This is a genomic window from Glycomyces niveus, assembly GCF_017592475.1.
Taxonomy (GTDB): domain Bacteria; phylum Actinomycetota; class Actinomycetes; order Mycobacteriales; family Micromonosporaceae; genus Glycomyces; species Glycomyces niveus.
Window position 1 is genome coordinate 488407 of record NZ_JAGFNP010000002.1, and the last position, 24628, is coordinate 513034.

Annotated in this window: 32 protein-coding genes; 17 read left to right on the forward strand and 15 right to left on the reverse strand. The window is 72.5% G+C overall.

Going from position 1 to position 24628, the window contains the following annotated elements:
• Positions 1–20 precede the first annotated feature (20 nt).
• From J5V16_RS24920 to J5V16_RS05215, 4 genes are read left to right on the forward strand one after another with little or no spacing between them, the layout of a single operon-like run.
• Positions 21–395 (forward strand): MerR family transcriptional regulator, encoded by a 375-nt coding sequence (locus J5V16_RS24920; RefSeq protein ID WP_307792863.1) that lies wholly within the window; start codon positions 21–23, stop codon positions 393–395.
• Between the two features lie 42 nt (positions 396–437).
• Positions 438–1181, forward strand: a complete 744-nt coding sequence (locus tag J5V16_RS05205) for a nucleotidyltransferase family protein (RefSeq protein WP_208494993.1) — start codon at positions 438–440, stop codon at positions 1179–1181.
• A gap of 10 nt (positions 1182–1191) precedes the next feature.
• A complete protein-coding gene (locus J5V16_RS05210; protein WP_208494994.1) occupies positions 1192–1746 on the forward strand; it encodes an ATP/GTP-binding protein in 555 nt (184 codons plus the stop codon).
• The gene (locus J5V16_RS05215; RefSeq protein ID WP_208494995.1) at positions 1739–2614 is read left to right on the forward strand and encodes an aminoglycoside phosphotransferase family protein; all 876 of its coding nucleotides are present in this window, start codon (positions 1739–1741) and stop codon (positions 2612–2614) included. The genes J5V16_RS05210 and J5V16_RS05215 overlap by 8 nt, the downstream gene beginning before the upstream one ends.
• Positions 2615–2617: 3 nt before the next feature.
• Here J5V16_RS05215 and J5V16_RS05220 read toward each other — a convergent pair whose 3' ends face one another.
• The 3 genes from J5V16_RS05220 to J5V16_RS05230 form a co-directional block, all read right to left on the reverse strand.
• Positions 2618–3193 carry a GNAT family N-acetyltransferase gene (locus J5V16_RS05220; protein WP_208494996.1) on the reverse strand — a complete coding sequence of 192 codons (576 nt, stop codon included), beginning with the start codon at positions 3191–3193 and terminating at the stop codon, positions 2618–2620.
• A 61-nt stretch (positions 3194–3254) separates the two neighbouring features.
• Positions 3255–3755 (reverse strand): tetratricopeptide repeat protein, encoded by a 501-nt coding sequence (locus J5V16_RS05225; RefSeq protein ID WP_208494997.1) that lies wholly within the window; start codon positions 3753–3755, stop codon positions 3255–3257.
• Between the two features lie 11 nt (positions 3756–3766).
• Positions 3767–4510: a hypothetical protein gene (locus J5V16_RS05230; protein WP_208494998.1), complete on the reverse strand. Its 744-nt coding sequence runs from the start codon at positions 4508–4510 to the stop codon at positions 3767–3769.
• 39 nt (positions 4511–4549) lie between these two features.
• Here J5V16_RS05230 and J5V16_RS05235 point away from each other — a divergent pair, with 39 nt between their 5' ends.
• Positions 4550–5221, forward strand: coding sequence for a maleylpyruvate isomerase N-terminal domain-containing protein (locus J5V16_RS05235; RefSeq protein ID WP_208494999.1), 672 nt, complete (start codon positions 4550–4552; stop codon positions 5219–5221).
• On the opposite strand, the gene J5V16_RS05240 is transcribed toward J5V16_RS05235, so the two are convergent.
• On the reverse strand, positions 5218–5922 hold the full coding sequence (locus tag J5V16_RS05240; protein ID WP_208495000.1) for an HNH endonuclease family protein: 705 nt from the start codon (positions 5920–5922) through the stop codon (positions 5218–5220). The two genes, J5V16_RS05235 and J5V16_RS05240, sit on opposite strands and share 4 nt — an antisense overlap.
• A 107-nt stretch (positions 5923–6029) precedes the next feature.
• Between J5V16_RS05240 and J5V16_RS05245 the strand changes: the two genes are divergently transcribed.
• The 3 genes from J5V16_RS05245 (at position 6030) to J5V16_RS05255 (ending at position 8039) form a co-directional block, all read left to right on the forward strand.
• Positions 6030–6548: an AAA family ATPase gene (locus tag J5V16_RS05245; protein ID WP_208495001.1), complete on the forward strand. Its 519-nt coding sequence runs from the start codon at positions 6030–6032 to the stop codon at positions 6546–6548.
• A 73-nt stretch (positions 6549–6621) separates the two neighbouring features.
• The gene (locus J5V16_RS05250) at positions 6622–7761 is read left to right on the forward strand and encodes a WD40/YVTN/BNR-like repeat-containing protein (RefSeq protein WP_208495002.1); all 1140 of its coding nucleotides are present in this window, start codon (positions 6622–6624) and stop codon (positions 7759–7761) included.
• A complete protein-coding gene (locus J5V16_RS05255; protein WP_243900743.1) occupies positions 7761–8039 on the forward strand; it encodes a MoaD/ThiS family protein in 279 nt (92 codons plus the stop codon). The genes J5V16_RS05250 and J5V16_RS05255 overlap by 1 nt, the downstream gene beginning before the upstream one ends.
• Positions 8040–8092: 53 nt before the next feature.
• Here the strand turns inward: J5V16_RS05255 and J5V16_RS24220 are convergent, their stop codons facing one another.
• A complete protein-coding gene (locus J5V16_RS24220; protein WP_307792864.1) occupies positions 8093–8527 on the reverse strand; it encodes an FKBP-type peptidyl-prolyl cis-trans isomerase in 435 nt (144 codons plus the stop codon).
• Between the two features lie 248 nt (positions 8528–8775).
• On the opposite strand from J5V16_RS24220, the gene J5V16_RS05265 reads away from it, so the two are divergent.
• The 5 genes from J5V16_RS05265 (at position 8776) to J5V16_RS05285 (ending at position 11915) form a co-directional block, all read left to right on the forward strand.
• Complete coding sequence (locus tag J5V16_RS05265) at positions 8776–9363, forward strand: rhomboid family intramembrane serine protease (RefSeq protein WP_208495005.1); 588 nt, start codon at positions 8776–8778, stop codon at positions 9361–9363.
• Positions 9360–9584, forward strand: coding sequence for a hypothetical protein (locus J5V16_RS05270; RefSeq protein ID WP_208495006.1), 225 nt, complete (start codon positions 9360–9362; stop codon positions 9582–9584). Before J5V16_RS05265 ends, J5V16_RS05270 begins: the two co-directional genes overlap by 4 nt.
• 77 nt (positions 9585–9661) lie before the next feature.
• Positions 9662–10051, forward strand: coding sequence for a GntR family transcriptional regulator (locus tag J5V16_RS05275; RefSeq protein WP_307792865.1), 390 nt, complete (start codon positions 9662–9664; stop codon positions 10049–10051).
• Complete coding sequence (locus J5V16_RS05280) at positions 10048–10938, forward strand: ABC transporter ATP-binding protein (RefSeq protein ID WP_208495007.1); 891 nt, start codon at positions 10048–10050, stop codon at positions 10936–10938. Before J5V16_RS05275 ends, J5V16_RS05280 begins: the two co-directional genes overlap by 4 nt.
• The gene (locus J5V16_RS05285; protein ID WP_208495008.1) at positions 10935–11915 is read left to right on the forward strand and encodes an ABC transporter permease subunit; all 981 of its coding nucleotides are present in this window, start codon (positions 10935–10937) and stop codon (positions 11913–11915) included. The genes J5V16_RS05280 and J5V16_RS05285 overlap by 4 nt, the downstream gene beginning before the upstream one ends.
• A gap of 97 nt (positions 11916–12012) precedes the next feature.
• On the opposite strand, the gene J5V16_RS05290 is transcribed toward J5V16_RS05285, so the two are convergent.
• The gene (locus tag J5V16_RS05290) at positions 12013–12414 is read right to left on the reverse strand and encodes a VOC family protein (RefSeq protein ID WP_208495009.1); all 402 of its coding nucleotides are present in this window, start codon (positions 12412–12414) and stop codon (positions 12013–12015) included.
• Between the two features lie 79 nt (positions 12415–12493).
• A complete protein-coding gene (locus J5V16_RS05295) occupies positions 12494–13033 on the reverse strand; it encodes a GNAT family N-acetyltransferase (protein ID WP_208495010.1) in 540 nt (179 codons plus the stop codon).
• Positions 13034–13289: 256 nt separating this feature from the next.
• On the opposite strand from J5V16_RS05295, the gene J5V16_RS05300 reads away from it, so the two are divergent.
• Complete coding sequence (locus tag J5V16_RS05300) at positions 13290–14396, forward strand: hypothetical protein (RefSeq protein WP_208495011.1); 1107 nt, start codon at positions 13290–13292, stop codon at positions 14394–14396.
• A gap of 78 nt (positions 14397–14474) precedes the next feature.
• On the opposite strand, the gene J5V16_RS05305 is transcribed toward J5V16_RS05300, so the two are convergent.
• Both J5V16_RS05305 and J5V16_RS05310 read right to left on the reverse strand, forming a co-directional pair.
• Positions 14475–15062 (reverse strand): DinB family protein, encoded by a 588-nt coding sequence (locus J5V16_RS05305; RefSeq protein WP_208495012.1) that lies wholly within the window; start codon positions 15060–15062, stop codon positions 14475–14477.
• A 65-nt stretch (positions 15063–15127) separates the two neighbouring features.
• Positions 15128–15709 carry a DinB family protein gene (locus J5V16_RS05310; RefSeq protein ID WP_208495013.1) on the reverse strand — a complete coding sequence of 194 codons (582 nt, stop codon included), beginning with the start codon at positions 15707–15709 and terminating at the stop codon, positions 15128–15130.
• A gap of 121 nt (positions 15710–15830) precedes the next feature.
• On the opposite strand from J5V16_RS05310, the gene J5V16_RS05315 reads away from it, so the two are divergent.
• Positions 15831–16577: an SAM-dependent methyltransferase gene (locus J5V16_RS05315; protein WP_208495014.1), complete on the forward strand. Its 747-nt coding sequence runs from the start codon at positions 15831–15833 to the stop codon at positions 16575–16577.
• Positions 16578–16647: 70 nt separating this feature from the next.
• On the opposite strand, the gene J5V16_RS05320 is transcribed toward J5V16_RS05315, so the two are convergent.
• From J5V16_RS05320 to trhA, 3 genes are all read right to left on the reverse strand, one after another.
• Complete coding sequence (locus J5V16_RS05320; protein ID WP_208495015.1) at positions 16648–17085, reverse strand: DoxX family protein; 438 nt, start codon at positions 17083–17085, stop codon at positions 16648–16650.
• 109 nt (positions 17086–17194) lie between these two features.
• Positions 17195–17581, reverse strand: coding sequence for a DnaJ family domain-containing protein (locus tag J5V16_RS05325; protein WP_208495016.1), 387 nt, complete (start codon positions 17579–17581; stop codon positions 17195–17197).
• 47 nt (positions 17582–17628) lie between these two features.
• Positions 17629–18279: a PAQR family membrane homeostasis protein TrhA gene (gene trhA, locus J5V16_RS05330; RefSeq protein WP_208495017.1), complete on the reverse strand. Its 651-nt coding sequence runs from the start codon at positions 18277–18279 to the stop codon at positions 17629–17631.
• 249 nt (positions 18280–18528) lie between these two features.
• Here trhA and J5V16_RS05335 point away from each other — a divergent pair, with 249 nt between their 5' ends.
• Positions 18529–19044 carry a hypothetical protein gene (locus J5V16_RS05335; protein ID WP_208495018.1) on the forward strand — a complete coding sequence of 172 codons (516 nt, stop codon included), beginning with the start codon at positions 18529–18531 and terminating at the stop codon, positions 19042–19044.
• Here J5V16_RS05335 and J5V16_RS05340 read toward each other — a convergent pair.
• Positions 18974–20113, reverse strand: coding sequence for a glycosyltransferase (locus tag J5V16_RS05340; protein ID WP_208495019.1), 1140 nt, complete (start codon positions 20111–20113; stop codon positions 18974–18976). The two genes, J5V16_RS05335 and J5V16_RS05340, sit on opposite strands and share 71 nt — an antisense overlap.
• A 242-nt stretch (positions 20114–20355) precedes the next feature.
• Between J5V16_RS05340 and J5V16_RS05345 the strand changes: the two genes are divergently transcribed.
• Positions 20356–21048 (forward strand): hypothetical protein, encoded by a 693-nt coding sequence (locus J5V16_RS05345; protein ID WP_208495020.1) that lies wholly within the window; start codon positions 20356–20358, stop codon positions 21046–21048.
• 600 nt (positions 21049–21648) lie between these two features.
• Here the strand turns inward: J5V16_RS05345 and J5V16_RS05350 are convergent.
• Positions 21649–22161, reverse strand: a complete 513-nt coding sequence (locus J5V16_RS05350) for a LuxR family transcriptional regulator (RefSeq protein ID WP_208495130.1) — start codon at positions 22159–22161, stop codon at positions 21649–21651.
• A complete protein-coding gene (locus tag J5V16_RS05355; protein WP_208495021.1) occupies positions 22161–24593 on the reverse strand; it encodes a LuxR C-terminal-related transcriptional regulator in 2433 nt (810 codons plus the stop codon). Before J5V16_RS05355 ends, J5V16_RS05350 begins: the two co-directional genes overlap by 1 nt.
• Between the last annotated feature and the right edge of the window lie 35 nt (positions 24594–24628).

A 24628-nucleotide genomic window follows, 5' to 3' on the forward strand; every position in this document is an offset into this window, starting at 1 on the left:
GTGGAGTATCGTCGTTGCTTGTGGCAGACAATGCAACGGCCCCCACCTACACCATCGGCGAATGCGCGCGCCGCTCCGGCTTCACGATGGACACCCTCCGCTACTACGAGCGCATCGGCCTGATCGACGCGGTCGGCCGCACCGCGACCGGGCAGCGGCGCTTCACCGACGGCGACCTCGAATGGCTCGGCACCCTCAAATGCCTGCGCGACACCGGCATGCCCGTCGAGCAGATGGCCCGCTTCGCCGACCTCGTCCGCGACGGCGACCACACCATCCCCGAACGCATCCGCCTCCTCGAAACCCACCGCCTCGCCGTCGACGACCGTATGGCCGACCTCGCCGCGAAACGCGACTACATCTCCGGGAAGATCGACTACTACCGGTCCGTCTGAAAACCCCTCGACACCAACGGGGCCCGCGGCGATACTCGACGCGTGCACCACCACACCCAGGCGCTGGCGATCGCCGAGCGGCTCGCCGCGGACCTCGCCCCCGGGACGCTCGGGATCGGCCTGTTCGGATCCGTCGCCAAAGGCACCGACCATCCGCATTCGGACATCGACCTGTTCCTCGCCGTCGACGCCGACCCCGGCACCGAGGTCCGGCAGGTCGAGGGCCGCATGGTCACCCTCGCGCGCAAGAGCGCCGCCGACCTCGAAGGCGGCCTCGCCCACCCGTGGGAGGCCGTGACCGCCGTCGGCGCCTGGCGCACCGCGCGGATCCTCCACGACCCCGACGGGCGCATGGCCGACCTCCAAGCCCGCGCCCGCGCCTGGACCTGGGAGTCGATCGGGGCCGAGGCCGACCGGTGGGCGGCACGGGAACTGGTCGGCCTCGCCGAGGAAGTCCACAAGACCCACGGCATGCTCGCCCTCGACCGGCCCCGCGCCGCGGCCGCCAACCGGGCGATCCTCGTCCTCCAGCTCGGCTACGCCCTCGCCGTCGCCGGCCGGCTCGTGTGCGACTCCGAGAACGACCTCTGGGACGCCGTCGCCGCCGCCGAAGGCCCCGACTGGGCCGCCGCCTGGGACACCGCCGCCGGCGTCCTCCCGGCCGACCACGAGACCGGCTGCCGGGCCGCCCTCGCCCTGTACCGGATCGCCGCCGACCGCCTCGCACACCACCTCGACGCGGGCGACCGGGCGATCGTCGACACCGCCCGCGACCTCACCATCTGAAAGGGACCGCTTGCGGCGCCACATCCTCACCGGCACACCGGGTGCCGGCAAGACCACCATCGCCGGGCTGCTCGCCGCCGCCGGGCACACCGTCGTCCCCGAAACCGCCACCGACCTCATCACACGAGCACAAGCCGCAGGCGACCCCCTGCCCTGGAACGCCCCGGACTTCCTCGACGCGATCGCCCGCGAGCAGCACCGCAGGCAAGTCCATGCCGACACCTTGCCCGGACCCTCCCAGTACTTCGACCGGTCCCCGATATGCACGCTCGCGCTGGCGCGGCTGCAAGGCCGCGCGATCGGCCCGGCCCTGACCGCCGAACTCGACCGCATCCGCCGCGAAGCGGTCTATCAGCGCCGCGTCCTCTTCGTCGAGAACCTCGGGTTCATCACGCACACCGAAGCGCGCCACATCGGCCTCCAAGAAGCGCTCCACTTCGAACAGATCCACCGCGACACCTACCGCGAACTCGGCTACGAATGCCTCTCGATCCCGCCCGCGCCCGCACCTGAACGCGCGGCGCTGGTCCTGCACCTGACCGCGGAGGAGCACACCCGTGCCTGAACCCACCACCGGCATCGTCGAAGCCCTCATCGCCGACCAGTTCCCGCATTGGGCGCACCTGCCCGTGACGCCCGTGCCCCGGCAAGGCTGGGACAACCGCACCTTCCGCCTCGGCACCGACCTGTCCGTGCGCCTGCCCAGCGCCGCGGCCTATGTCGCGGCCGTCGCCAAAGAAGACCAGTGCCTGCCCGCCCTCGCCGCGCACCTGCCGCTGCCCGTCCCCGAACCGGTCGCCACCGGCCGCCCCTCCGAGGCGTACCCGCACCCGTGGTCGGTCCGGCGCTGGCTCGAGGGCGAGACCCTCCTCGACGCCCCGGACGTGGACCGGGGGCGGCTCGCCGACGACCTCGGGAAGATCTTGACGATCCTGCGCGCCGTCCCCGCCGCCGGCGGCCCCGCGGCCGGGCGGCACTCGTTCTACCGCGGCTGCCACCCCAGCGCCTACGCCGACCAGGTCCAGCGGTCGCTGCGGCTGCTCGAAGGCGCGGTCGACACCGAAGCGTGCCAAGCGGTCTGGGAGGCGGGGGTGCGCAGCGTGTGGGCGCGGGGACCGGTGTGGTTCCACGGCGACATCGCCCCCGGGAACCTCCTCACCACCGATGGCGTGCTCTCGGCGCTGATCGACTTCGGCACCTGCGGCGTCGGCGACCCCGCCTGCGACCTGCAGATCGCCTGGACCTACTTCACCGGCGACGAACGGCGGCGCTTCCGCGCCGCCGCGGGACTCGACGACGCCACCTGGGCGCGCGCCCGCGCCTGGACCCTCTGGAAGGCCCTCATCATGATCGCCGGGATCTCCGGCACCGACGACGACGGCGCCCAGGCCCGCAACCTCGCCGCGGTCCTGGCCGACCCGATCGACGGGTGAGCCTCAGCGCCGGGGGCGATGCCGCACGGTCACCCGGGCCTTCGGAGTAGGGCGGGCGACCTCCTCGAACCCGGCGGCCAGGAACAGCGGCAGCGTCCCGGTGTACGAGCCGCCCGGGCTGCGGTCGACCACCGCGGGGTCGACCGGCACGCCTTCGACGACGGTGGCGCCCCTCCGATAGGCGAAGGCCACGGCGGCGTCCAGCAGCGCGCGGGACACGCCGCGCCCGCGCCACTGCTCGGGCACGAAGAAACAGGACACCACCCACACGCGGTCCAGATCCCCGGCATCGGGCAGCGGCCGGGTGTCACGGGCGGTGTTGAGCCGCGGATACGCCGCGCGCGGCGCCACAGCGCACCAGCCGACCGGGGTCCCGCCCGCATAGGCGATCAACCCCGGCGGCCCCTCCTCGACGACCTCCCGGGCCGCCTCGGCCCGCGGCCGGCGCAGGCGCTCCCCGCGCTCCTCGCGCCACCACATGCAGTAGCAGCTGCGATTGCCGCCCATCTGCCGCGCCAGCGCCAGGAAATCCGGCCACCGGTCCGGAACCAGTTCGGCCACCGTCACACGCTCGTCCACGCCATCGAACCTATCGCCCGCCGCCCGACGGGGGAGCGGCTCGCGCCGAAACGCCGCCGGCCTACCGCATCGGGGGCTCGCCGACCAGGCCGCGCGCGTAGTTCACCGTGGACCGCTGATAACGCGGCAGGTGCGGGGCGAGGGCGATGAGCGCGACCGACAGGCCCTCCCGGTCGCGGCCGAGCTTCGCGAGCGTCAACGCCTCGCACATCGCGAGCGCGCCGTCGTACTCGTCCGAGCCGCGCCCCCGCTCCTCGGCGAGCAACGCGAGCGCCCGCTCGGGGTGGCCGGTCTCGCGCAGCGACGACGCCAACTGGATCGACACCCGCCGGCGCCGCACACCGGCAAGCCCGGCCTCGACGGCCCGCTCGTAGTAGCCCACGGCGGCCTCGGTGTACCCGGTCGAATCATGGGCGGACCCGACCTCGAACAGCGCCACCGGATCCTCCGGGTCGCACTCGGCGGCCAGATCCAGCATCGCCCGCACGAACTCGTCGCGGCCCATCGCGTCCAGCCGCTCCCACAACGCGGCGACCCGCGCCTCCCAAGCCTCACCAGTCATAGCCGCGAACCCTACGCGGGCACCTGGAACCCGTCCGGCAGCGCCCCCAGCGACCCCAGCAGCACCAGCCGTTCCTCCGCGTCCAGCGCCTCGTACACCGGCGCATCGAGACGGTTCGTCTCCGCCTCGATCGCCTCCCGCTGCGGCCCCGGCCCCAGCGCCTGGATCTCCGCCGCCGTCAAACCCGCCGCGGCCCACGCCGCGCGGTGCGCATCCGCGCGGTGGTGGCGCAGCGCCTCCAACCGCACCGCCAGGCGCGCCGCGGCCGAAGCGCCCGGCCGCTCCCACACCGGCGTCAACGCCCGGAACACCGGACCGCCCGACGCCTGCCCGGCCTCCAGCAGCCGCTCCACCAACGGCAGCGCCGCCTCGACCGCCGCCAGACCCGGCAGCGACGGGCTCGGCCGGTACGACCAGCACCGCTCCGCCGCCGCACCCAGCACCTCGTCCACCGCCGACACGAGCTCACGGCCCGGCCCCGTCAAACGCCAGCAGCCGTCCACGAGCTCGACCAGCCCCTGCGCCTGCGTCGCCTCCGGATCGAAACCCGTGTACACCACCCGCGCCGCCAGCGCCGTCTCCGGCACCGGATGGTCCAGCAGCGCGGCGAACAGATCGATCTCCACTCCCGGCACCAGCCCGCGAGCCGCATACAAGGCACGGACCTCCGCCCGCGAGGCATGCCGCACCGCCACATGCAGACGGTCCACCACCGGACGGATCACAGCGGCATACGAAGCGAGCGGATGCGACATGACAGCCTCCACAAGGCAGAGAGGATAGGATCAGCCCCCATGATGCCACCCGCACCGCTCACCGCGCTCGCCGCCGAAACCGCACGACTGTCCCTGGCGCTCAACGACATCACCGACTGGAACGCCCCCACCCGCTGCGAACCCTGGGACGCCGGGGCGCTCCTCGCCCACATCACCGGGACCCTCGCCCGCCTCGACACCATGCTCGACGCCCCCGAACCCCCCGCGGCCACCGTCGACGCCGCCGGCTACTACCGGCCCGACGAACGCTTCTCACCCGCCGTCAACGACATCCGCATCGACTCGGCCACCCAAGCCGCCCGCGCCGGGGGAGCAGCCCTCACCGCCGACTTCGACGCCACCTGCCACCGCATCCTCACCCGCTGCGCCGAACAAGCACCCGGACGCCGCGTCACCACCCGCCACGGCGACCCCATGACCCTCGACGACTTCCTCACCACCCGCGTCGTCGAAACCGCCGTCCACGGCATCGACCTCGCCGACGCCCTCCACCGACCCCGCTGGACCACCCCCGAAGCCGCCGCACACGTCACCGCCCTCCTCCTCGGCCCCGACCACGACACCGCGCTGGCCGCCCTCGGCCTCGACAAGGTCGCGTTCATCGCCAAGGCCACCGGCCGCGACGCGTTCACCCCAGCCGAACAGGCCGCGGTCGAAGCGCGCGGGATCACCTGGCTCGCACTCGGCTAACAGGACGAAGCGGTGTAGTCCAACAGCGCAGTCTTCTCGGCCTCGTCGACACTGAGATGCCACTCCGTCTTGACCGCCACCCACGCCCACACGTAAGCGCACCAGACCCCCTCGTCGGTCGGCATCCACTCCGCCGGGTCCTGGTCCGACTTCGAGCGGTTGGAGGAGGCGGTGACGGCGATGAGGTGCCAGTTGTTCTCCTGCCAGTTCGCGTACGCCTGGCGGTCCTCGGTGGTCCAGTCGACCGCCCCCGACCCCCACGCCTCCTTCAACGGCACGAAATGGTCGATGTCGATGTCACCCGAGGCGGTGACCGTCTCGCCGTCGTACATCGAGATCCACTCGCCCGTCATCGCATCGTCGCAGTCGGCCTCGGTCAACGCGCCGGAGCGGTCCTGCTCGACCAGGACGTCGTCCCGGGCGTCGCAGCCGTTCCCGTCGTCGTCCTTCCAGTGCGGGAACAGGGACCGGTCGTAGCCGTCGTCGCGCTCCTCGGCGACCTCGAGCGCCTCGATCGCGGCCGTCAACTCCGCGGGGTCGACCGTGACCGTGAACGGCGCGGTCGCACTGAACTCGTTCGACACCTCCGAACCCGTACCGGCCGCATCGGTCGTGGCCACATCGTCGGCCAGATCGGCCAGGTCAGCGCAGCCGGCGGCGAACAGCAGCGGGAGCACCAGGAGCAGACGGGGAGCGCGCATGAGCAGAGTCCTAACGGGACACATTCGAGCAAAGGACGGCCGGGGTGTTCGCAACGTAACACAAACACCCGCGCCCGAACAGGTCCGCTCCTGCTAGATTCCCCCGAATGATCGTATGGCTCAACGGCAACTTCGGCGCCGGCAAGACCACCACCGCCCGCATCCTCAAAGACACCCTCCCCGCCCGCGTCTTCGACGCCGAGCACATCGGCTACCTCCTCCGCGGCATCATCGGCGACCTCCCGCACCACGACTTCAAAGAATGGGACCCCTGGCGCGGCCTCACCATCGAAACCGCCCGCCAAGTCCTCGACTACGTCGGCGGCACCCTCGTCATCCCCCAATCAGTCCTCCAACACGACTACTGGACCGAACTCACCGACGGCTTCACCGCCGCCCGCATCCCCCTGCGCGCCTTCACCCTCCACACCGACCCCGACACCTTCCGCCACCGCGTCGAAAACGACACCGACGAACCCACCGCCAAACAATGGCGCCTCGACCACCGCCCCGCCTACGAAACCGCCCTCGACACATGGATGCGCGACGCCACCCACGTCATCGACACCACCCACCGCACCCCCGAACAAGTCGCCGCACACATCAAGGCCGCCCTAAACGCGTAACTCCCAGAAAACGTCACACCCGGGCGCGACGATGGGGAACGAGAAGCCACAACGAACGGCAAAGGAGCCCGCCATGGCCTACCTCGTCCTCATCGGCACCCGCAAAGGCCTGTTCACCGCCACCAGCGACGACCGCGTCCACTGGTCCGTCGACGGCCCCGCCAAACTCGACGACGACGGCTTCACCGCCGTCGCCGAAATCTACGCCGCCGCCTGCGACCCCGCCACCGGCCGCATCCTCATCGGCGCCGCCACCTTCTTCGGCCCCAGCATCTGGCGCTCCACCGACTACGCCCAAACCTGGTCCGAACCCGAGAACGCCCCCATGGCCTTCCCGCAAGACCTGCCCTACCGGCCCCTCGACTTCTCCGACACCGCCGGCGAAGACCAACCCGACACCGACCAGACCAACACCGTCAAACGCATCTGGCAACTCACCTTCGGCCCCGGCCGCCGCGTCTGGGCCGGCGTCGAACCCACCAGCCTCTGGACCTCCGACGACGACGGCGACACCTTCACCTTCAACCGACCCCTCTGGGAACACCCCGACCACACCACCTGGGCCTCCGGCGCCGGCGGACCCGCCGTCCACACCATCGTCCCCGACCCCGCCGACCCGCAGCACCTCACCGTCGCCATCTCCTCAGGAGGCATCTACCAGACCGACGACGACGGCCAGACCTGGACCGGCATCACCAAAGGCATCACCATCGACTACGGCCCCGACCCCGAACCCGACTCCGGCCAATGCATCCACAAAGTCACCCGCGACGCCGCCGGCACCCTCTACGCCCAATCCCACGGCCCCGCCTACCGCGCCACCCGCCCCGACGGCGGCTGGACCAACATCTCCGCCACACTCCCGTCCAACTTCGGCTTCGCCATGGTCGCCCACCCCCACCAAGCCGGCACCGTCATGGCCTGGCCCGTCGGCGAATCCATGGACCGCACCCCACCCGACCACCGCATCACCGCCTGGCGCACCACCGACAGCGGCGACACCTGGCACGCCTGGGGCACCGGCCTCCCCGACGAACCCTACTTCGGCACCGTCATGCGCGACGGCGCCTGCACCGACGGCGCCACCGACCCCGGCTGGTACTTCGGCACCCGCTGCGGCGACGTCTGGGCCGCCGACGACGACGGCCACTGGCACCAAATCGCCGCCCACCTGCCCGACGTCCTCTGCGTGCGCGCCATGGAGACCCCGTGATGATCGACGTGAAACTGCCCGCCGCGCTGGCCTCCGAATGCGGCGGGGCCCGCCACCTCGACGTCGACGCGCGGCCCGGGGCCACCCTCGCGGACGTCCTCGACCAGGTCGCCGCCGCCCACCCGCGGCTGGGCCGGCGGTTGCGGGACGAAGCGGGCAAGCTCCGCCGCTACGTCAACGTCTACATCGGCGACGAGGAGTCCCGGCGGCTCCAGGGCCTCGCGACGCCCGTCGACGGCCGCGACATCCAGATACTCCCGTCCATCGCCGGGGGATAAGACGCCGAAGGGGCGCCGCGCATGTCGCGCGGCGCCCCTTTCGACTTTCTCGGCTAGGACTGGCCGTTGATCGAGACGACGTCCACCACGAACACGAGGGTCTCGTTCGGGCCGATCACGCCGCCGGCGCCGGCCGCGCCGTAACCGAGCTCCGGCGGGATCACGATGAGGCGGCGGTCGCCGACCTGCGCGCCGATGAGGCCGTCATTCCAGCCCTGGATGACCGGGGCCGAACCCAGCGGCGACACCGAGAACGGCTGCGCGCCCCGGTTCCACGACGCGTCGAACTCCTTGCCGTTCGACCAGTTGAACCCCGCGTACTGGACCGCGACCGAGTCGCCGGCCTTCGCCTCGGTGCCCGAGCCCTCGACCACGTCGAAGGTGAACAGCTTCTTCGGCGGCTCCTCGCCGCTCGGCACCGTCACGACCGGCTTCGCGTCCGTCTCGGGCGAGACCGACACCTCGACACCGTCACTGATCTGCACCACGTCAGCATTCCCTTCCTCGGCGGCGCCGTCTTCCACGCCGCAACCCGCCAGCAGCCCCGCGCACAACGACGCGAACACGACCGGCTTCCAAACTCGACTCAGCAGGCTAGAGGCCATCGTGGGAACCTACCACCCGCCCGCCGCCGGGGCCGCCCGCTGCCCGAACCGAGCGGCCGGACGCACAAGGCGCCCACCGACTACCCTTCAACCGAGACCCCGAACCCCGCCGCGCCACCGCAAGGACGACGATGACCGACCCGAACACCCCCGCCCCCATGCACCCCCTGCGCCGCGCGCTCACCTTCTGGGGCGCGGTCATCGGCCTCATGTGGCTCCTGCTCGTCGCCGACTGGGTCACGCCCGGACACCTCACCGCGTACGGCATCACGCCGCGCAGCGTCGACGGCCTGATCGGCATCGCCGCCGCGCCGTTCCTGCACGCCGGAGCCGGCCACCTCGCCTCCAACACGGTGCCGCTCATCGTCATGGGCACCGTTGCGGCCCTGCGCGACTGGCGCGGCATGTGGGTTGCGCTCGTCGTCTCCCTGCTCGCCTCGGGGATCGGCGTCTGGCTGTTCTCCCCGCCGCACTCCGTCACCGTCGGCGCCTCGGGCGTCGTCTTCGGCGTCTTCGGGTACCTGCTCGCGCGCGGCATCGTCATGCGCAAGATCGGGGACCTGCTCATCGCGGTGGTCCTGGTCGGCGTGTACGGGTCGATGGTGTGGGGGATCTTCCCCTCGCAGCCGCAGATCTCCTGGCAGGCCCACCTGTTCGGGTTCCTCGGCGGCGTGGCCGCGGCGTTCATGGTCCGCAACGCCGCCCGTGTGAACGCGTGAGCGCCCCGACCGGGTTCGCCTACCGCCGGCGCGGTGACGGGACGGTCGTCATCACCCACCGGGGCAAGGCGGCCGCGACCCTGCGCGGGGCGCGGGCGGCGAAGTTCCTCGACGAGATCGCGGCGGGGGACGAGCAGCTGGTGATGGCCCGCTGGACCGGCGCGTACAAGTTCGGCAACGAGCTCCAGGCCGGCCGGCACCCCCGCAACCAAGGGCGATAGGCCGAACCCGACCCCGGCATTGACGACCGCACCCCCATAGTCCTATAGTACTAACATCCTAGTGAAATAGAGTTTTCGTGATCGACTTCCATCTCGAGCCGCGCTCCGGCGTCGCCCCCTACATGCAGCTCGTCCACCAGGTCCAGCAGGCCCTGCGCCTCGGCATGCTCGAGGTGGGGGACCAGCTGCCCACGGTCAAGCAGGTCGTCGCCAAGATCGCCATCAACCCCAACACCGTCCTCAAGGCCTACCGCGAACTCGAACGCCAAGGCCTCGTCGCACCCCAGCCCGGGCGCGGCACGTTCGTCACCGCCACGCTCGCCGACGCCAGCCTCGACGCGCACGCCGAACTCAAGACCGCACTCCAGCAGTGGATCGCCCAGGCCCGCCGGGCCGGACTCGACGACGACGCCATCCAAGCCCTGTTCGACACCACCATCAGAAAGGCACCGCAGGTGACCACATGAGCACCCCAGTCCTGAGCACGACCGCACTCACCAAGCGCTACGGCAGGCACACGGCCCTGGCCGAAACCACCCTCGACATCCCCGCAGGGCGCATCGTCGGCCTCGTCGGCCCCAACGGCGCCGGCAAATCCACGCTGCTCGCCCTCGCCGCCGGGCTCATCCGCCCCACCAGCGGGCACATCGAAGTCCTCGGCCGCACCCCCGCCGCCGACGCCGCCCAACTCGCCCGCGTCGGCTTCGTCGCCCAGGACACCCCGGTCTACGCCGGGCTCTCCGTCGCCGACCACCTGCGACTGGGGGAGCACCTCAACCCCGCCTGGGACCGCCGCTTCGCCCAGGCCCGCATCGCGCAGATCGGCCTCGACCCCGCCAAGAAGGCCGGGCGGCTCTCCGGCGGCCAGAAGGCCCAGCTCGCCCTCACCCTCGCCGCCGCCAAACGGCCCGAGCTGCTCATCTTCGACGAACCGGTCGCCGCCCTCGACCCGCTCGCGCGCCGCGCGTTCCTGCAGAACCTCATGGCGTTCGTCGCCGAACTCGACATCTCGGTGATCCTCTCCTCGCACCTCATCGGCGACGTCGAACGCGTCTGCGACCACCTCGTCGTCCTGGCCGAATCCCGCGTCCAAGTGGCGGGGGAGATCGACGACCTCACCGCGAACCACCACCGCATCGTCGGCCCCCGCGGCTCGCTCGACGCCCTCCCCGACGGCATCCACGTCATCGCCGCCGACCACACCCCACGACAGTCCACCCTCATCGTCCACGACACCACCGGCCGCACCACCCTCGACGGCGCCGAGCCGATCGGCCTAGAGGACATGGTCCTCACCTACCTCCACCGCGCCGAAGGCCTCACCGCCCCGACCCTCCAGGAGACCCGCGCATGATCTGGCTGACCTGGCGCCAAATGCGCGCCCAGACCCTGTGGACCCTCGGCCTCGTCGCCGCAGCCGCCGCCTACCTCATCTACCTCGCCGGCGACCTCCGCGACACCTACCGACTCACCATCACCGACTGCACCACCGCCTGCGACGACGCCAAGCACGCCTTCGCCGACGCGTTCGGCCCCGGCCTGCTCCTCATCGGACTCGTCCTCATCGCCGGACCCGCGCTCATCGGCGCGTTCTGGGCCGCGCCGCTCATCACCCGCGAACTCGAGACCGGCACCCACCGGCTCGTGTGGAACCAGTCGGTCACCCGCACCCGCTGGCTCGCAGTGAAACTCACCGTCGTCGGGGGAGTGAGCGTCGCGCTCACCGGCGGCCTCAGCCTGCTGCTGTCGTGGGCGGCCGAACCGTTCGACGGGCTCGTCAACTCCCGGTTCGAACCGCTGACGTTCGCCTCGAGGGACCTCGCCCCGTTCGGGTACGCGCTGCTGGCGTTCACCCTCGGGCTCGTCGTCGGCGTCCTGGCCCGCAGGACCCTCGTGGCCATGGCCGTCACCCTGCTGGCGTTCGCGGCCTTCCAGCTGCTCATGGCGAACGCGGTCCGGCCGCACTTCGCCGAACCGGTCACCGAGACCATCGAGTGGTCCGACGCGAACACCGTCGGCCAGATCGACTCGTTCGGCATCGGCCCGCAGGGCGCCGGCATCCAGGGTTACACCATCCCCGGCGCGTGGGTGGTCTCCGACCACATCACCGTCTACAAAGGCGACGGCACCGAGGTGACCGAGGACGACATCACGTCCTGCGGCAGCACCCCCGACGAGTGCATGACCGCGCTGGACGCCTCGTTCGAGGTCACGTACCAGCCCGCCGACCGGTACTGGGAATTCCAGTGGATCGAGCTCGGCGTCGCCGCCGGACTGTCGGCCGTCCTCGCCGGCGTCGCGTTCTGGCGGATCCCGCGCGGCCTCAACTGAACCACCGACCTCGGCCGAGATTCCCGCAAGTAATGAAGTGGGAAGCGGGTGCCGGACCGAGGGTCCGGCACCCGCTTCTCGTCGCGTCCCGCGGCGGTCAGCTCGTGATGTCGACCATCCAGCTGACGCCGAACCGGTCGACCAGGGCGCCGAACTCGTCGCCCCACATCTGCTTCTCGAGGGGAATGGTGACCGTCGCGCCCTCGCCGAGGCCCTCCCAGTAGCCGCGCAGCCGGTCGGCCTCGTCACCGGAGATGCTGATCGAGAGGTTCTGGCCCGGCTTGTAGTCCATGCCGGGCGGCGTGTCGGAGGCCATGATCGTGTAGCCCGCCTCCGAGGTGAGCTGGGCGTGCATGACCTTGTCGGCCCCAGGCCCGGGCATGCCGGACTCGCCGAAGGTCATCACCTTCAGGTCGCCGCCGAGCACGCTCTGATAGAACTCCATGGCCTCCCGGGCGTCCCCGTCGAACTGGACGTACGGGTTGAGCATCGAACCCATTGCGGGCTCCCTTCGTCGTAGCGATACCGCCATACTCGCAGCGGCCGCCGCCACCAGGGGCCGAACGGGAGAACCCGCGCTAGGCCGCGGCCGCCCGCCACTCGTCGACGAGCAGACCCAGGATGACCTCGTCCAGGAACTCGCCCATGACCCAGTGCGAACCGCGCCGCACGCCCTCGCGCACGAAGCCGTTGCGTTCGGCGGCGCGCAGCATCGGGTCGTTGTCGGCCAGGGTCTCGATCTGCAGACGGTGCAGGCCGTGCACGACGAACCCGTAGTGGCACAGGACCGCGACCACGTCCGTGGCGTACCCCTTGCCGCGCGCCGACGGCCGCAACCCCAGACCCACATGCGCCGACCGCAGATACGTGTCGATGCCCCACAGGGTCGCGACGCCGACGAGATCGCCGCTCTCCAAGTCGACCACGGAGAACTGCACGACCCCGTCCTTCGCGTCGCCCACGACGAACGGCGCCTCCGCCGCCCCAGGGGTGAACGGCCGCCACGGCATCCCGGTCGCGCGCGCCGTGACCAGCACGTCTCCGCCCAATTCCTCCTGCAAGACCGGAATGTCCGCTTCATGGCGGGCCCGCAGCCCCACCTTGTCTCCCTTAAGCACTCGCGTTTTCTACCAGACGCCCGCTAGGCCTCGCCAGCGCGATTTCCGCCCACACCGGCCCGGCGGGACCGATCGCGTCAATGGGGCCACCGACCCGACGAATGAGGCCTCGATTCGCGGGAGGCCGTGTCTGGACCCAGAACATCATTACTTGCGGGAACGGCACTTCTCGTGAGTTATATATCCGGGCGGGACACGCCTGTTTTTCTGTTATTTAAATATTAAAACCGGAAATTAAAAATGATAGGGTGTGGGCATGCCGAAAACAGGTACGACCACGACCGCCGTTCCCGCGACCCGGACGCCCGCCAAGGGCGCGACGCTGTGCAAGCGGTGCGGGACGCCGATCCCGCAGCAGCCCGGGCGCGGGCGCCCGCGCCTGTACTGCGCCGAAGGCGACTGCGCCGCCCAGGCCAAGCGCCAGCGCGAGCTGCGCCGCTCGACGCCGGGGCTCGAGGGGGCGCTGGCGCGGGCCGAGGAGCTGTACGAGCAGATCGAGCAGTCGATGGCGTCGGCGCTGGCGCCGCTGGCGGAGGCGCTGCGGGCGGAGACCGATCCGGCCGAGGTGGAGGCCCGGTTGGCGGAGGTGCGGTCGGACGCGGCGTCGTCGGTGGCGGCGGCGCGCGCGGAGCGTGACGAGGTGGCCGCGGCTGCGGCGGCGTTGCGGGAGGAGCTGGCCGGGGCGCGGGACGAGGCCGAGCGGGCCGCGGGTGCGGTGTCGGCGGCTGAGGCTCGGGCGAAGGAGGCGGTCGCGGCGCGGTTGGCGGCGGTGCGGGACGCGGAGGCGGCTCGGGAGGAGACGGGGGCGGCGGTGGCTGAGGCGGTGGCTGCTGCGGCGGCTCGGGCCGAGGCTGAGGTGTCGGCCCGGACGGCTGAGGAGGCGCGTGCGCTCGCGGTGTCGGAGCGGGAGGCGGCGGTGTCGGGCCGTGAGGAGGCCGAGCGGGTGGCGGTCGCGGCCCAGGGCGAGGCGGCGGCCGCGCGGGACCGGGCGGATCAGGTGGCCGCGGAGGCGGCGGAGGCGCTGCGGGCCGGTGAGGCGGCGTTGGAGCGGGCCGAGGCGCGGGCACTGGGGTTCATCGGTGAGCGGGATGCGGAGCGGGCGCGGGTGGAGTCGCTGGTGGCGGAGGTCGCGGTGGCGCGGCGGGATGCGGAGCAGGCCGGTGCGCGGGCGGCGGCGCTCGCGGCGGATGTGGAGCGGCTGCGTGCCGAGGTTGCCGGTGCGGTGGCTGAGGCGCGGGTGTCGGTGTCGCGTGCGGACGCGGCCGAGGCCGCGGGTGCGGCGGCGTCGGCGGCGGTGGAGTCGTGGCGTGAGCGGGCCCTGTCCGCGGAGGCGCGGTTGGCCGAGCGCGAGGGCGGGAAGTAGGCTCCTGCTCCCCCGCGCTGCGGCGCGTGTTTTGTCCTGTTCGGAGTTTCAGGTCCCGGCACACCGCCGGGGCCTGTTTCAGTGCTGCCCGGCGGCTTGGCGTGCGGCTTGTTCGATGGTGTCGCGGCGTTCGGTCCACCATTCGGGGGTTTCGGTGGGGAGGCTGGTGGCGCCGGGGCGCAGTCCGGCGGCGCCGTCGATGAGTTCGCGGATGATGTCGGCGTGGCCCGCGTGGCGGTTGGTCTCGTCGATCATGTGGACGAGTATCTGGTGGAGGGTGACGTCGGCGGTGTCGGCGGGCCACCAGGGGACGCGGCCGGGGGCGTCGAGGTCGAGGCTGGTGATGGTGGTGTCGGCGTGGGCCCAGGCGCGCCGGTAGAGGTCGACGAGGTGGGCGGTGGGCTCGTCGGGTGCGGCCCACATGTCGGCGCCGGGGTGGGTGTCGGGGTCGAACCAGGGCTGGGGGTCGGGGAAGGGCCGGTCGAAGACGGCGCCGAAGTAGTCGGCGGCGGTGCAGGTGAGATGTTTGACGAGGCCGAGGAGGTTGGTGCCGGTGGGGGTGAGGGGGCGGCGGATGTCGTACTCCCCCAGGCCTTCGAGTTTCCATAGGACGGCGTCGCGGGCGTTGGTGAGGTAGTGGTGCAGGTGGGTCTTCGGGTCGGTCATGGGCCGAGTGTGGCAGGAGGGTGCGACATCGGGCCGGGCCTCGGCGGGACCCGGCCCGGCGGGGGTCAGCGGCCGGCGGCTTTGCGGGCGTTCTGCTCGACGAGGTCGAAGTACTCGGTCCAGGACTGCTCGTCGTCGCGGCCGAGGTTGTCGTTGCCTTGGCGCATGCCGATGGCGCCGTCGATGCCTTCGCGGACGATGTCGGCGTGGCCGGCGTGGCGGTGGGTCTCGGCGATCATGTGCGTGAGGATCTGGCCGAGGGTGACGGTGGCGCGCTCGGTGGGCCACCAGGGGACGTTGCCTTCGGCGTCGAGGTCGAGTTCGCGGATGGTGGCGTCGGAGTGGTCCCAGACGCGGCGGTAGAGGTCGGTGAGGTAGTCGCGGCTCTCGTCGGGGGTGGCCCAGAGGTCGGCGTGGGCGTCGTCGTCATCGAGCCAGGGCAGGGTCTCGGGGAAGGGGCGGGCGAAGCATTCGCCGAAGTAGCCGGTCTCGACGCTGGCGAGGTGCTTGACGAGGCCGAGGAGGTTGGTGCCGGTGGGGGTGAGGGGGCGGCGGATGTCGTACTCCCCCAGGCCTTCGAGCTTCCACAGCACCGCGTCGCGGCCGGATTGGAGGTAGCGGTTGAGGTGTGTCTTGAGGTCGGTCATGCGGCGAGTGTCCCACTGCGGTGCGCCGGGAGTGGCCCATGGGGGTTGATTGCAGCGTTGGTCTCGTCGGGGCGGTATTCGGTTGACGTCTCATGGGCGCGTGTTGTTACCGTGGCGTCCGATGACTTCTCATGACGGGCCGGCTCGGTACGGCCATCTGGACTGCAACTCCCCCATCGCCGCATGGCGCCTCGACCGGCAGGTCGAGGAGTGCGCTGCCGCGAATCCGCAGGTGATCGTGGACATCGGGTGCGGTTGGGGCGAGCTGCTGCAGCGCGTGACCGCGAAGGTGGCGGGGGCGAAGGCGTACGGGATCGACTCGGATGCGGAGCTCTTGGAGCGGGGCCGGGCGGGCGCGGCCTCGCGCGGGATCGCCGACCGGCTCGAGTTCGTGGAGTACCGGGGCGAGGATTGGACCGAGCCGGCGGATCTGGTGATCAGCATCGGTGCGGTGCATGCGTTCGGCACGGCCGCGGATGCGCTGCGCAAGCTGTACAAGATCGTCAAGCCCGGCGGGCGGCTCCTGATCGGCGACGGCGTGTGGAACCGGGTGCCGACCGAGGCGGAGCTGGCCGCGATGTGGCCGGAGACGTCTCTCGGTGACTGGTTCTCGCTGCCGGAGTTCGTCGATGCTGCCGTGGCGACGGGGTTCCGGCCGCTGCGCGTGGAGTCGGTCGAGCAGTCCGAATGGGACGATTTCGAGTCGCAGTTCCTGGCGGACAAAGAAGTGTGGCTGCTGGGCAATCCGGACCACCCGGAGGCGGCCGCGGTCCGCGAGCAGGCCGACGCGCACCGGAACTGGTGGCTGCGCGGGCACCGCGGGCTGCTGGGGTTCGCGTATCTGACGCTGGGCCGCCCGGTCGAGTAGACGTGTGCTGAAGGCCCCGAACCGCATCGGTTCGGGGCCTTCGGTGTGTCCGATGCTCCCCCGGGGCCGCTTACAGGGCGGCGAGGACGGCGAGGGCGATGAAGAGGATCTGCTCGGCGGTGCGGATGCCCAGGGGCGTGGCGGGTTTCCCGGCGAGTGTGATGCCGCGGCGGGCTGCGGAGACGTTCGCGGGGAACATCGCGACCATGAGCAGCGCCAGGCCGATCGCGGCGGCGGGCGCGGTGGCGGGGACGAGGAGTCCGGCGGCCCCGGCGAGTTCGAGGACGCCGGTGAGGGCGACCAGCGCGGCGGGCCGGGGCAGGCGTTCGGGGATCATGCGGATCATGTCGTCGCGGAATTTAGGGACGAAGTGGACGATGCCGGTGATGGTGAACATGGCGGCGAGGCCGATGCGCAGGGAGGTCTGCCAGTCGAGGGCGTCGACGCCGAGGACGCCGGTGAGGCGGGCGAGGAGGGTGGCGGCGGTGAGGGTGATGATGGGGACCATGGGGCGGGCCTTTCCGGGGAACACGCCTATGCGCGCGTCTTGACAATGTCAAGTTCATGATGCAGCACTGATCTTGACAGCGTCAAGTCTTGTTGGTGTGTGCTCGGCCTCAGGCGCGGCGTTCGCGCCAGGCGCGCACTTCGGCGTCGACGTCGCGCAGGCCGAAGCGCAGCGGCGGGCCTTCGATCGGGCCGATGAGGGCCTTGCGGATGCGCACGTTGAGCGCTTCGACGGCGTCGCGTACGGCGGCTTCGTCCTTGAGCGCGTCGAGCGTGGCGTCCAGTTCCTCGACTTCGCGGGCGAGTTTGAGGGCGGGCGGAAGGGCGTCGAGGCCGATGTTCTCGCGGGTGGCCTGCTGGTGGAGCCACCAGTCCTCGCGCAACGGCTGTCCGATGCCCGGAAGGGGTTTGCCGGCGCCGGGCAGGTTCTTGAACTCGCCGCGGGCCTCGGCCTCTTGGATCTGGCGGTCGACGCCTCGTGCCTGCCTGTCGCTCATCGCGGCCTCCTCGCTAGGGACCCGATGATAACCGGGCGGCAGGCGGCTCAGGCGGCGTGGAGGACGAGGGCGACGGCGGTGAACTGCACGGCGTAGGCGGCGATCGTGAAGGCGTGGAAGACCTCGTGGAACCCGAACCACTGCACCGACGGGTTGGGGCGTTTGAGGGCGTAGATGACGCCGCCGACTGTGTAGAGCACGCCGCCGGTGATGATCAGGACCGTCGCGGCCGTGCCCGCGCCCGAAAGGAGCTGGGGCATGACGAACAGTGCCGCCCAGCCCAGGGCGATGTAGAGGACCGTGTACAGCCAGCGCGGGGCGGCGAGCCAGAGGGTGCGGAAGGCGACGCCGGCGAGGGCGCCGGTCCAGATGGCGGCCAGGAGGGCGGTGCGGGCGGTGCCGGTGAGGGCGAGAGTGGCGATGGGGGTGTAGGTGCCGGCGATGATCAGGTAGATGTTGGCGTGGTCGAGGCGTTTGAGGCGGGTGGTGGCGCGCTCGGTGAGGTTGGTGCGGTGGTAGAGGGCGGAGATGCCGAAGAGGGCGGCGGAGGTGGCGACGTAGACGGCGGTGGCGAGGCGGCCGGTGAGTGTGGGGGCGGTGGCGATGAGGATGAGTCCGGCGAGGACGGCGGTGGGGAAGGCGGCGAGGTGGAGCCAGCCGCGGAGTCGGGGTTTGGTGTCGGTGATCGCCAGTGCCATGCTTCGACGGTATCGCTGTCGGTTACTTGTGGGTAGTGTCGCTGCTCCCCCGATCGGGGGTGGGGTTAAGCCCCGATGTGGCCTGTTTGGGCTGGTGGTGCCGTTAATCGCGCGGTGGACGTGAGGCACGGGACGGTGCCGATCCCGTTGGCGGTACCGGCGGTCGAGCGGGGCTCCGCGCTGGGGCGTAGGCGCGGGTACGTTGGGGCGCTGATGCGCGGGGGCGGGTCCGGCGGTGACGCTGGTGGCATGTTCAAGCTTCGCAGGCCCGTGTACCGGGCGTTGATCATCACCCATGTCGTCTCGTCGGTCGCGTGGCTGGGCCTGAGCCTGTGCCTGCTCGTGATGGGCCTGTGGGCCACGGGGACTTCGGTTGCGGCAGAGCAGTACGCGGCGGGTTCGGCGATGGCGGTGCTCGCCGGGGCGCTGGCGGTGCCGTTGGGTGCGGCGGCGCTGGCATCGGGGGTCGTGCTCATGCTCGGGACGAAGTGGACGCTGGCGTATACGTGGGTGTTGGTGAAGCTGGTGGCGACGGCGGTCACGTTCGCGCTCACGGTGTTCTCGCTGCGGCCGGGGCTGGCCGAGACGGCCGCTTCGTTGGATCCGGTGCGGTTGCAGGTGCTGGACGATCAGATCCTGGCGGCGCCGATCGTGTCGTCCTCGGTGTATCTGGGTGCGGTGGTGCTGTCGTACGTCAAGCCGTGGGGACGGCGAGGGTCGCGCGCGCGGGTCCGAGTGCCAGTGCCCGCTCGTAGTGGGCGATGAGGGCGTCGCCTTCGGCTTCCCAGGTGCGGGCCTGGACTTTGCGGCGGCCGCGTTCGCCCCATTGGCGCAGCAGGTCGCGGCGGGCGGCGAGGGCGGTGACGGTGGCGGCCAGCGCGGCGGGGTCGCCGGGCGGGAAGTGGGTGCCGTCGACGCCGGGGTCGACCAGTTCGGCCGCTCCCCCGGCGTCGACGGCGACGACGGGGACGGCGGAGGCGTGGGCTTCCTGGATGGTCTGCCCGAATGTCTCGAATGGTCCGGTGTGGACGAACAGGTCGAGGGAGGCGTAGAGGCGGGAGAGGTCGGTGCCGTGGAGGGCGCCGAGGAAGGTCGCGTGCGGGAGGAGGCGTTCGAGGGCGCGGCGGCGGGGGCCGTCGCCGGCGATGACGAGGCGGATGCCGGGTGCGGCGGCGAGGTCGGCGAGCCAGTGGAGCTGCTTCTCGCGGGCGAGGCGGCCGACGTAGCCGACGAGGAGTTCGCGTTCGGGGGTGAGGGCGTCGTGGAGGGTGCGGTCGCGGTAGCGGGGGTGGAAGCGGTCGGTGTCGACGCCGTGCGGGAGGACAGCGATGCCGCCGATGCCTTGGGCGGCGAGGAGTTTGGCGGTGCATTCGGACAGGGCGAGGTTGATGCGGGCGCGGGAGTGGATGGAGCGCAGGCGGTGCCAGACGAGCTGTTCGAAGGCGGTGAGGTGGTAGGCGCGGGTGTAGGCGGGCAGGTCGGTCTGCCAGACGGCGACGGTGGGGACGCCGCGGCGTTCGGCCCAGGCGGCGGCGCGGGCGGTGTAGCCGAAGGGGCTGGCGAGGTGGACGATGTCGGGCCGGTGGGTGTCGAGGGCGTCGTCGAGGACGCGGGTGGCCAGGCCGGCGCGGAAGTGCTTGTAGGCGGGCAGTTGGATGGAGGGGACGTGGACGACGGGCCAGTCGAATACGGGGCGGGGGCCGGGTCCGGGGGCGGGGGCGATGACGACCGGTTCGATCCCGCGGGCGGCCAGGTGGGCGGCGGCGCGGGCCACGGAGCGGGCGACGCCGTTGACCTGGGGTGGGAATGACTCGGTGACCAGTGCGACTCTCATGGTCGGAGCGTAGGGGGCCACGTGGGCGGGTGGGGGAACCCGACATGGCCCGGGCCTGAACCGCAGCCGATATTCCGGACGGGGTGTGCTGGTGCGGGGGCGGGCGTGGGCGACTTCCGTGCGGGGTGGTGTCGTACCCGCGGGATAGGTATTGGAGGATGCAGCAACCGGTCGGCCCGCAGCCGGCCCGCGGGCGCCGTTCAGGGAGCGGTGCCCGCCGCAACCTTGTGAAGGAGCCCCTGATGTCACTGTCGAGTGCCGACATCGCTCATCTCGAAGCGGTGCTGGCGCAAGGAAAGAAGCCGAAGGTGGTGTTCACCGACGCCGCCGGGCAGGTCGCCGGGCGCACCGGGAAGGTCGTCGCCCTCGACCCGGGCGGGGTCGACGACTTCGTCCATGTCGCGTTCGGATCCGACGAGTTGTCGTTCTCCGCCGCCGAACTGCGCCTGCCCGCGCCCGGCGAGGGCGCGCGGCGCGCGCCCCGCCAGCGCTCGAACGAGCCGGTCGCGCCTTCGGGCCCGGGCCTGCTGCCGGACGAGCCGGCGCCGAAAACCCAACCAGCTGTGAGTGAGAGGAAGACCGTGACCGCACCCGAGGCGCCCCAGCCCGCCGCCGCCGAGCCTGCCGCGGCCCCGAAGAAGAAGGCCGCCCGGCCGCGCGCCGCCGCCGCGAAGCACCCGGAGCTGTCGATCACGCTGACCTATGAGGACGGCGAATGGTCGGTCGCCGCGACCCGCGGGGCCCGCGCGGTCGTCAAGGGCGCCAAGGTCGCGCACTCGAACGCGCTGGCGATGTGCCAGGCGTCGGGGTCCGATGAGGTGGCCGAGGTCGTCGACGAGGTGGTCGAGAAGATCCGCTCCGAGGCCGCCGAGGAGGCGTCGCGGCTGCGCCGCCAGCTCGAGGAGGCCGAAGCGCGCCTCGCCGAGCTGAAGTAGCGCAAGCGGAAAGCCGACGGGCCCGGTGCGGGGACGCGCCGGGCCCGGCTGTGTGCCGGGGGCCGGTTCGCCGCCCGGTGCGAGAGGCGGGGCCGCTGATCCGGTGCTGGGGTGGCGGAGCGATGCCGCGCATGGATGCTCCGGGCGTGCGAAACGCGAGCGGGGTGGGTGGCGCGGCGGACGTTCACGCTGGCTCAACAACGCCGAAGTCCGCCGCCGTGCCCCGCGGTCGGGTGTGTCCGAACTGGACCGCCCTGGATTCGATGATGCAGCAGGGGTACGACATCAGTCACGGACCTGCGGGAAGGCGCGCGTCGCCGTCGGCGCAGTTCCGGCGGCGCAGTCGGGGCTGCAAGCGGGCTGCGATGCGGTGCGTGGTTGCGGGCCGTGAAGGGTCGCGAACGGGCTGCGATGCGGCCGTTTCGCGGCGGTGTCGGCGGCGGCCTCTAAGAGCGTCAAGGCTTCGCGGCTGCTGGGATGTTCGCGCCGGCGGCGCCCGCGGGCGGGGCCTGCTGCTGGTTGGCGTGGGCCGGGTCGCCAGATGTGGCGTGCCACTGGTGGATGAAGCCCGCGCACGCGCAGGCCTGGCGTCCGGCAGGGTCAGTCGCGGGCGTGCTTGATGTAGATCATGACCGCTTCGCGGGTGGTCTTGACGCCCAGGGATTGCCGGGCCGCGGCGATGCGGCGGTTGGCGGTGCGCAGGGACACGAACTCGGCTTCGGCGGCGGCCGCGATCGTCGAGCCGGCCGCGAGGCGGCCCAGGAGGGCGCGCTGTTCGGCGTCGAGGTCGAGGCCGTCGGCGGCTTCGGCTTTGCCCGGGGTGAGGCCGAGGGGCCCGACCCGGCGCAGGTCGGCGGCGAGGCTCAGGGCGAGGGCGCCGGTGGCGACGGCGACGATGCCGGCGCCGCGGGCCGCGGCCAGGACCGCCTGCGAGGCGGTGTGGTCGTCGCTGACCTGCCCGTGGCACACCAGGTGCCGCTCGGCCAGGTCCCATGCGGGCTCCAGCAGCGCGAAGCCGCGGTGCGCGGCCCACCCAGCGGCCGCGCAGCGGCGCACGATCGCGTCCGCGTCGCCGGAGGCGCCGACCACATGCAGCGGCACCGCCTCGCCCATCACGCCTCACCGCCTTCGGCGGCCGTCAGGAGCACGGCGGCCTCGGTGCGGGTCTTCGCGCCGAGTTTGCGCATGCCCGAACGGATGTGGGTCTCCACGGTCTCGGCGGTGATGCCCAGGATCTCGGCGATCCGCCGCGACGGGTGCCCCGAGGCGACATGGCGCAGCACTTCGCTCTCGCGGTCGGTCAGGCCGCCGCCGCCGCGCGCCGAGCGGCGGTCGCGGCGGATGTCGTGCTTGCGCAGGCCCCGGCGGGCGCGCCCGGCCAGGACGATCAGGCCGTGCTCGTCGGCGATCCGCTCGGCCGCTTCGAGGGCGGCGACGGCGGCCTTGGCGTCCCCGGCGTGCGCGGCCAGCGCGAGCAGGCAGCGGACCTGCTCGCGGGCGGCGAGGCCGTCCCAGGCGGTCGCGGCCTGCGCGAACGGGCCGGGGGCGGCTTTGTCCCAGGCGGCGAGGGTGGAGGCGACGGGGACGGGCCAGGGGGTGGGTTCGGCGGCGACCGGTTCGGTGCCGGTGTCGTAGGCGATCCAGCGGCCGGTGATGTGGGCGAGGCCGCCGACCAGGCCCGGCCTGGCTTCGGGGGCTTCGGGTCCGGGCTGGCCGTCGAGCCAGGCGGTCTCGTGTTCGAGCCAGGCGACGAGGCCTTCCAGTGCGGCGGGCGCGTCTTTGAGGCGGGTGAGCCGGTTGCGGGCGGCGCCGAGGGCGCCGGTGTCGGCTTCGGCGAGGGCGATCGCGGCGTCGATGAGCGTGTCGGCGACCGCCGGGAGGGCGTGGTCGGCGAGGGACTGGGCGGCGGCGATGACGTTGTCCAGGCCCGTGCCGGACAGGACCAGGCACCAGGCGGCGGCGGCGAGGAACCGGGTCTGCCACGAGTAGGCGCCCGCGGCGCCGGCGCGGTCGGCCGCTTCGTGCGCGACCGCTTCGGCCTCGACGAGGCGGGCGGCGTCGGCGAGGGCGATGACGCGCGACCAGGCGCACCAGAACGCGGTGGTGGTGTCGCCCGCGTCGCGGGCGAGCGCTTCGGCGAACGCGAGGGCGTCGGGATCGTCGCCGGCGAGGGCCGCGGCCAGGCCCGGGTGGGCCAGGTCGGGGTGGGCGTCGCGCAGCTCCGCCGCCAGCAGGTCCTTTTCGGACGGAGGGGCGGTGAGGAGGCGCAGCTGGTCGGTCTCGGGTCCGGCCGGGGCGGCGGCGAGGGCGGCGCGGGCCTGGGCGGTCTCGCCGAGGGCCAGCAGCGCCCAGGCGCGCGCGAGGGCGGTCTCGGGGCTGTCGCCGGCGCGGTCGAGGACGGCGAGCGCGGCGCGGGTGCGCCCGGCCGCGAGCGCGGCGCGGGCGGCGGCGACGGCGTGGGCCGGGTCGAGTTCGGCCGCGAGCAGGAGCGCTTCGGCTTTTGCTTGCGGCCCGGCGTGGTCGGCCGCTTCGAGGGCGGTGGCCAGGGCGCGGTCGGCGAGGCCGGCGGCGTGCGCGTGCCGGGCCGATTCGACGCCGAGGGTGGCGTCGGCCAGGTGCTCGTGCATCGCGAGGCGGGCGTCGCGTTCGAGGATGCCCGCGGCGACCTCGGCCATCCACGGGCTGGCGGCGCGCAGGTGGACGCCGTCGGGGACGGCGAGGCCGGCCTCGTGGAGGACCGCGGCGCCCTCGCCGAGGAGGCTGGGGTGGGCCGGGCGGCCCAGGAGCCCGAGCGCGGCCAGGGCCGTGCGGCCCGCCCGGGGCAGGTCGGCGATCGCGGCGGCCGCCGCGGCGGCCGGGTCGCCGGGGTTGTCCAGGTCGAGGTCCTCCTCGCCCGCGTCGAGGTGCGCGGCCCGCTTGGCCAGCGCGGTCAGGGCGAGGGGGTTGCCGCCGGCGCGGACGGTGAGCGCGGCGGCGCGGGCCGGGGGCAGCGCCGGGGCGGCCTCGGCGACGAGCCGGGCCGCTTCGGCGTCGGTCAGGTCAGGTACCGGGATGACGGTGGCGGCGGCGAGGAGCCGCTCCAGGGCGACTTCGCTGAGGCGGTTGGGGGTGCGCAGGGCGGCGGCGACCGGGAGGCGCTCGGCCAGGACCGGGAGGACGGCGAGGGTCGCCGCGTCGCACCACTGGAGGTCGTCGATGACGAGCAGGCCGCCGCGGGTGCGCGAGTAGACCGCCTCGGCCAGCAGCGGCAGGTCGTCCGCGGGCATGCGCGCCCGCGTGGCGCGTTCGAGGGCGAGCGCGGGCGCGCCCGAGAGCATCGCCAGGCCCCCGCCGGCGTGCACGGGCCGTTTCGAGGCCTGCGCGAGCCGGTCGAGCAGGCGGGTGCGGCCGATGCCGGGAGGGCCGGTGACGACCACCAGGCCCGGGCCGGCCAGCGCCGCGGCCATCGCGTGGAGCGCGGCGTCGCGGTCGCCGCGGCCGGGTTCGGCGGGCACGGTGTCGACGCGCGGTCGGGCCAGACCGGGGGTGGGCGGCGGGGCGGCCAAAGTGGGGGCTCCTAACGCTGTGGCACGAATGGGGG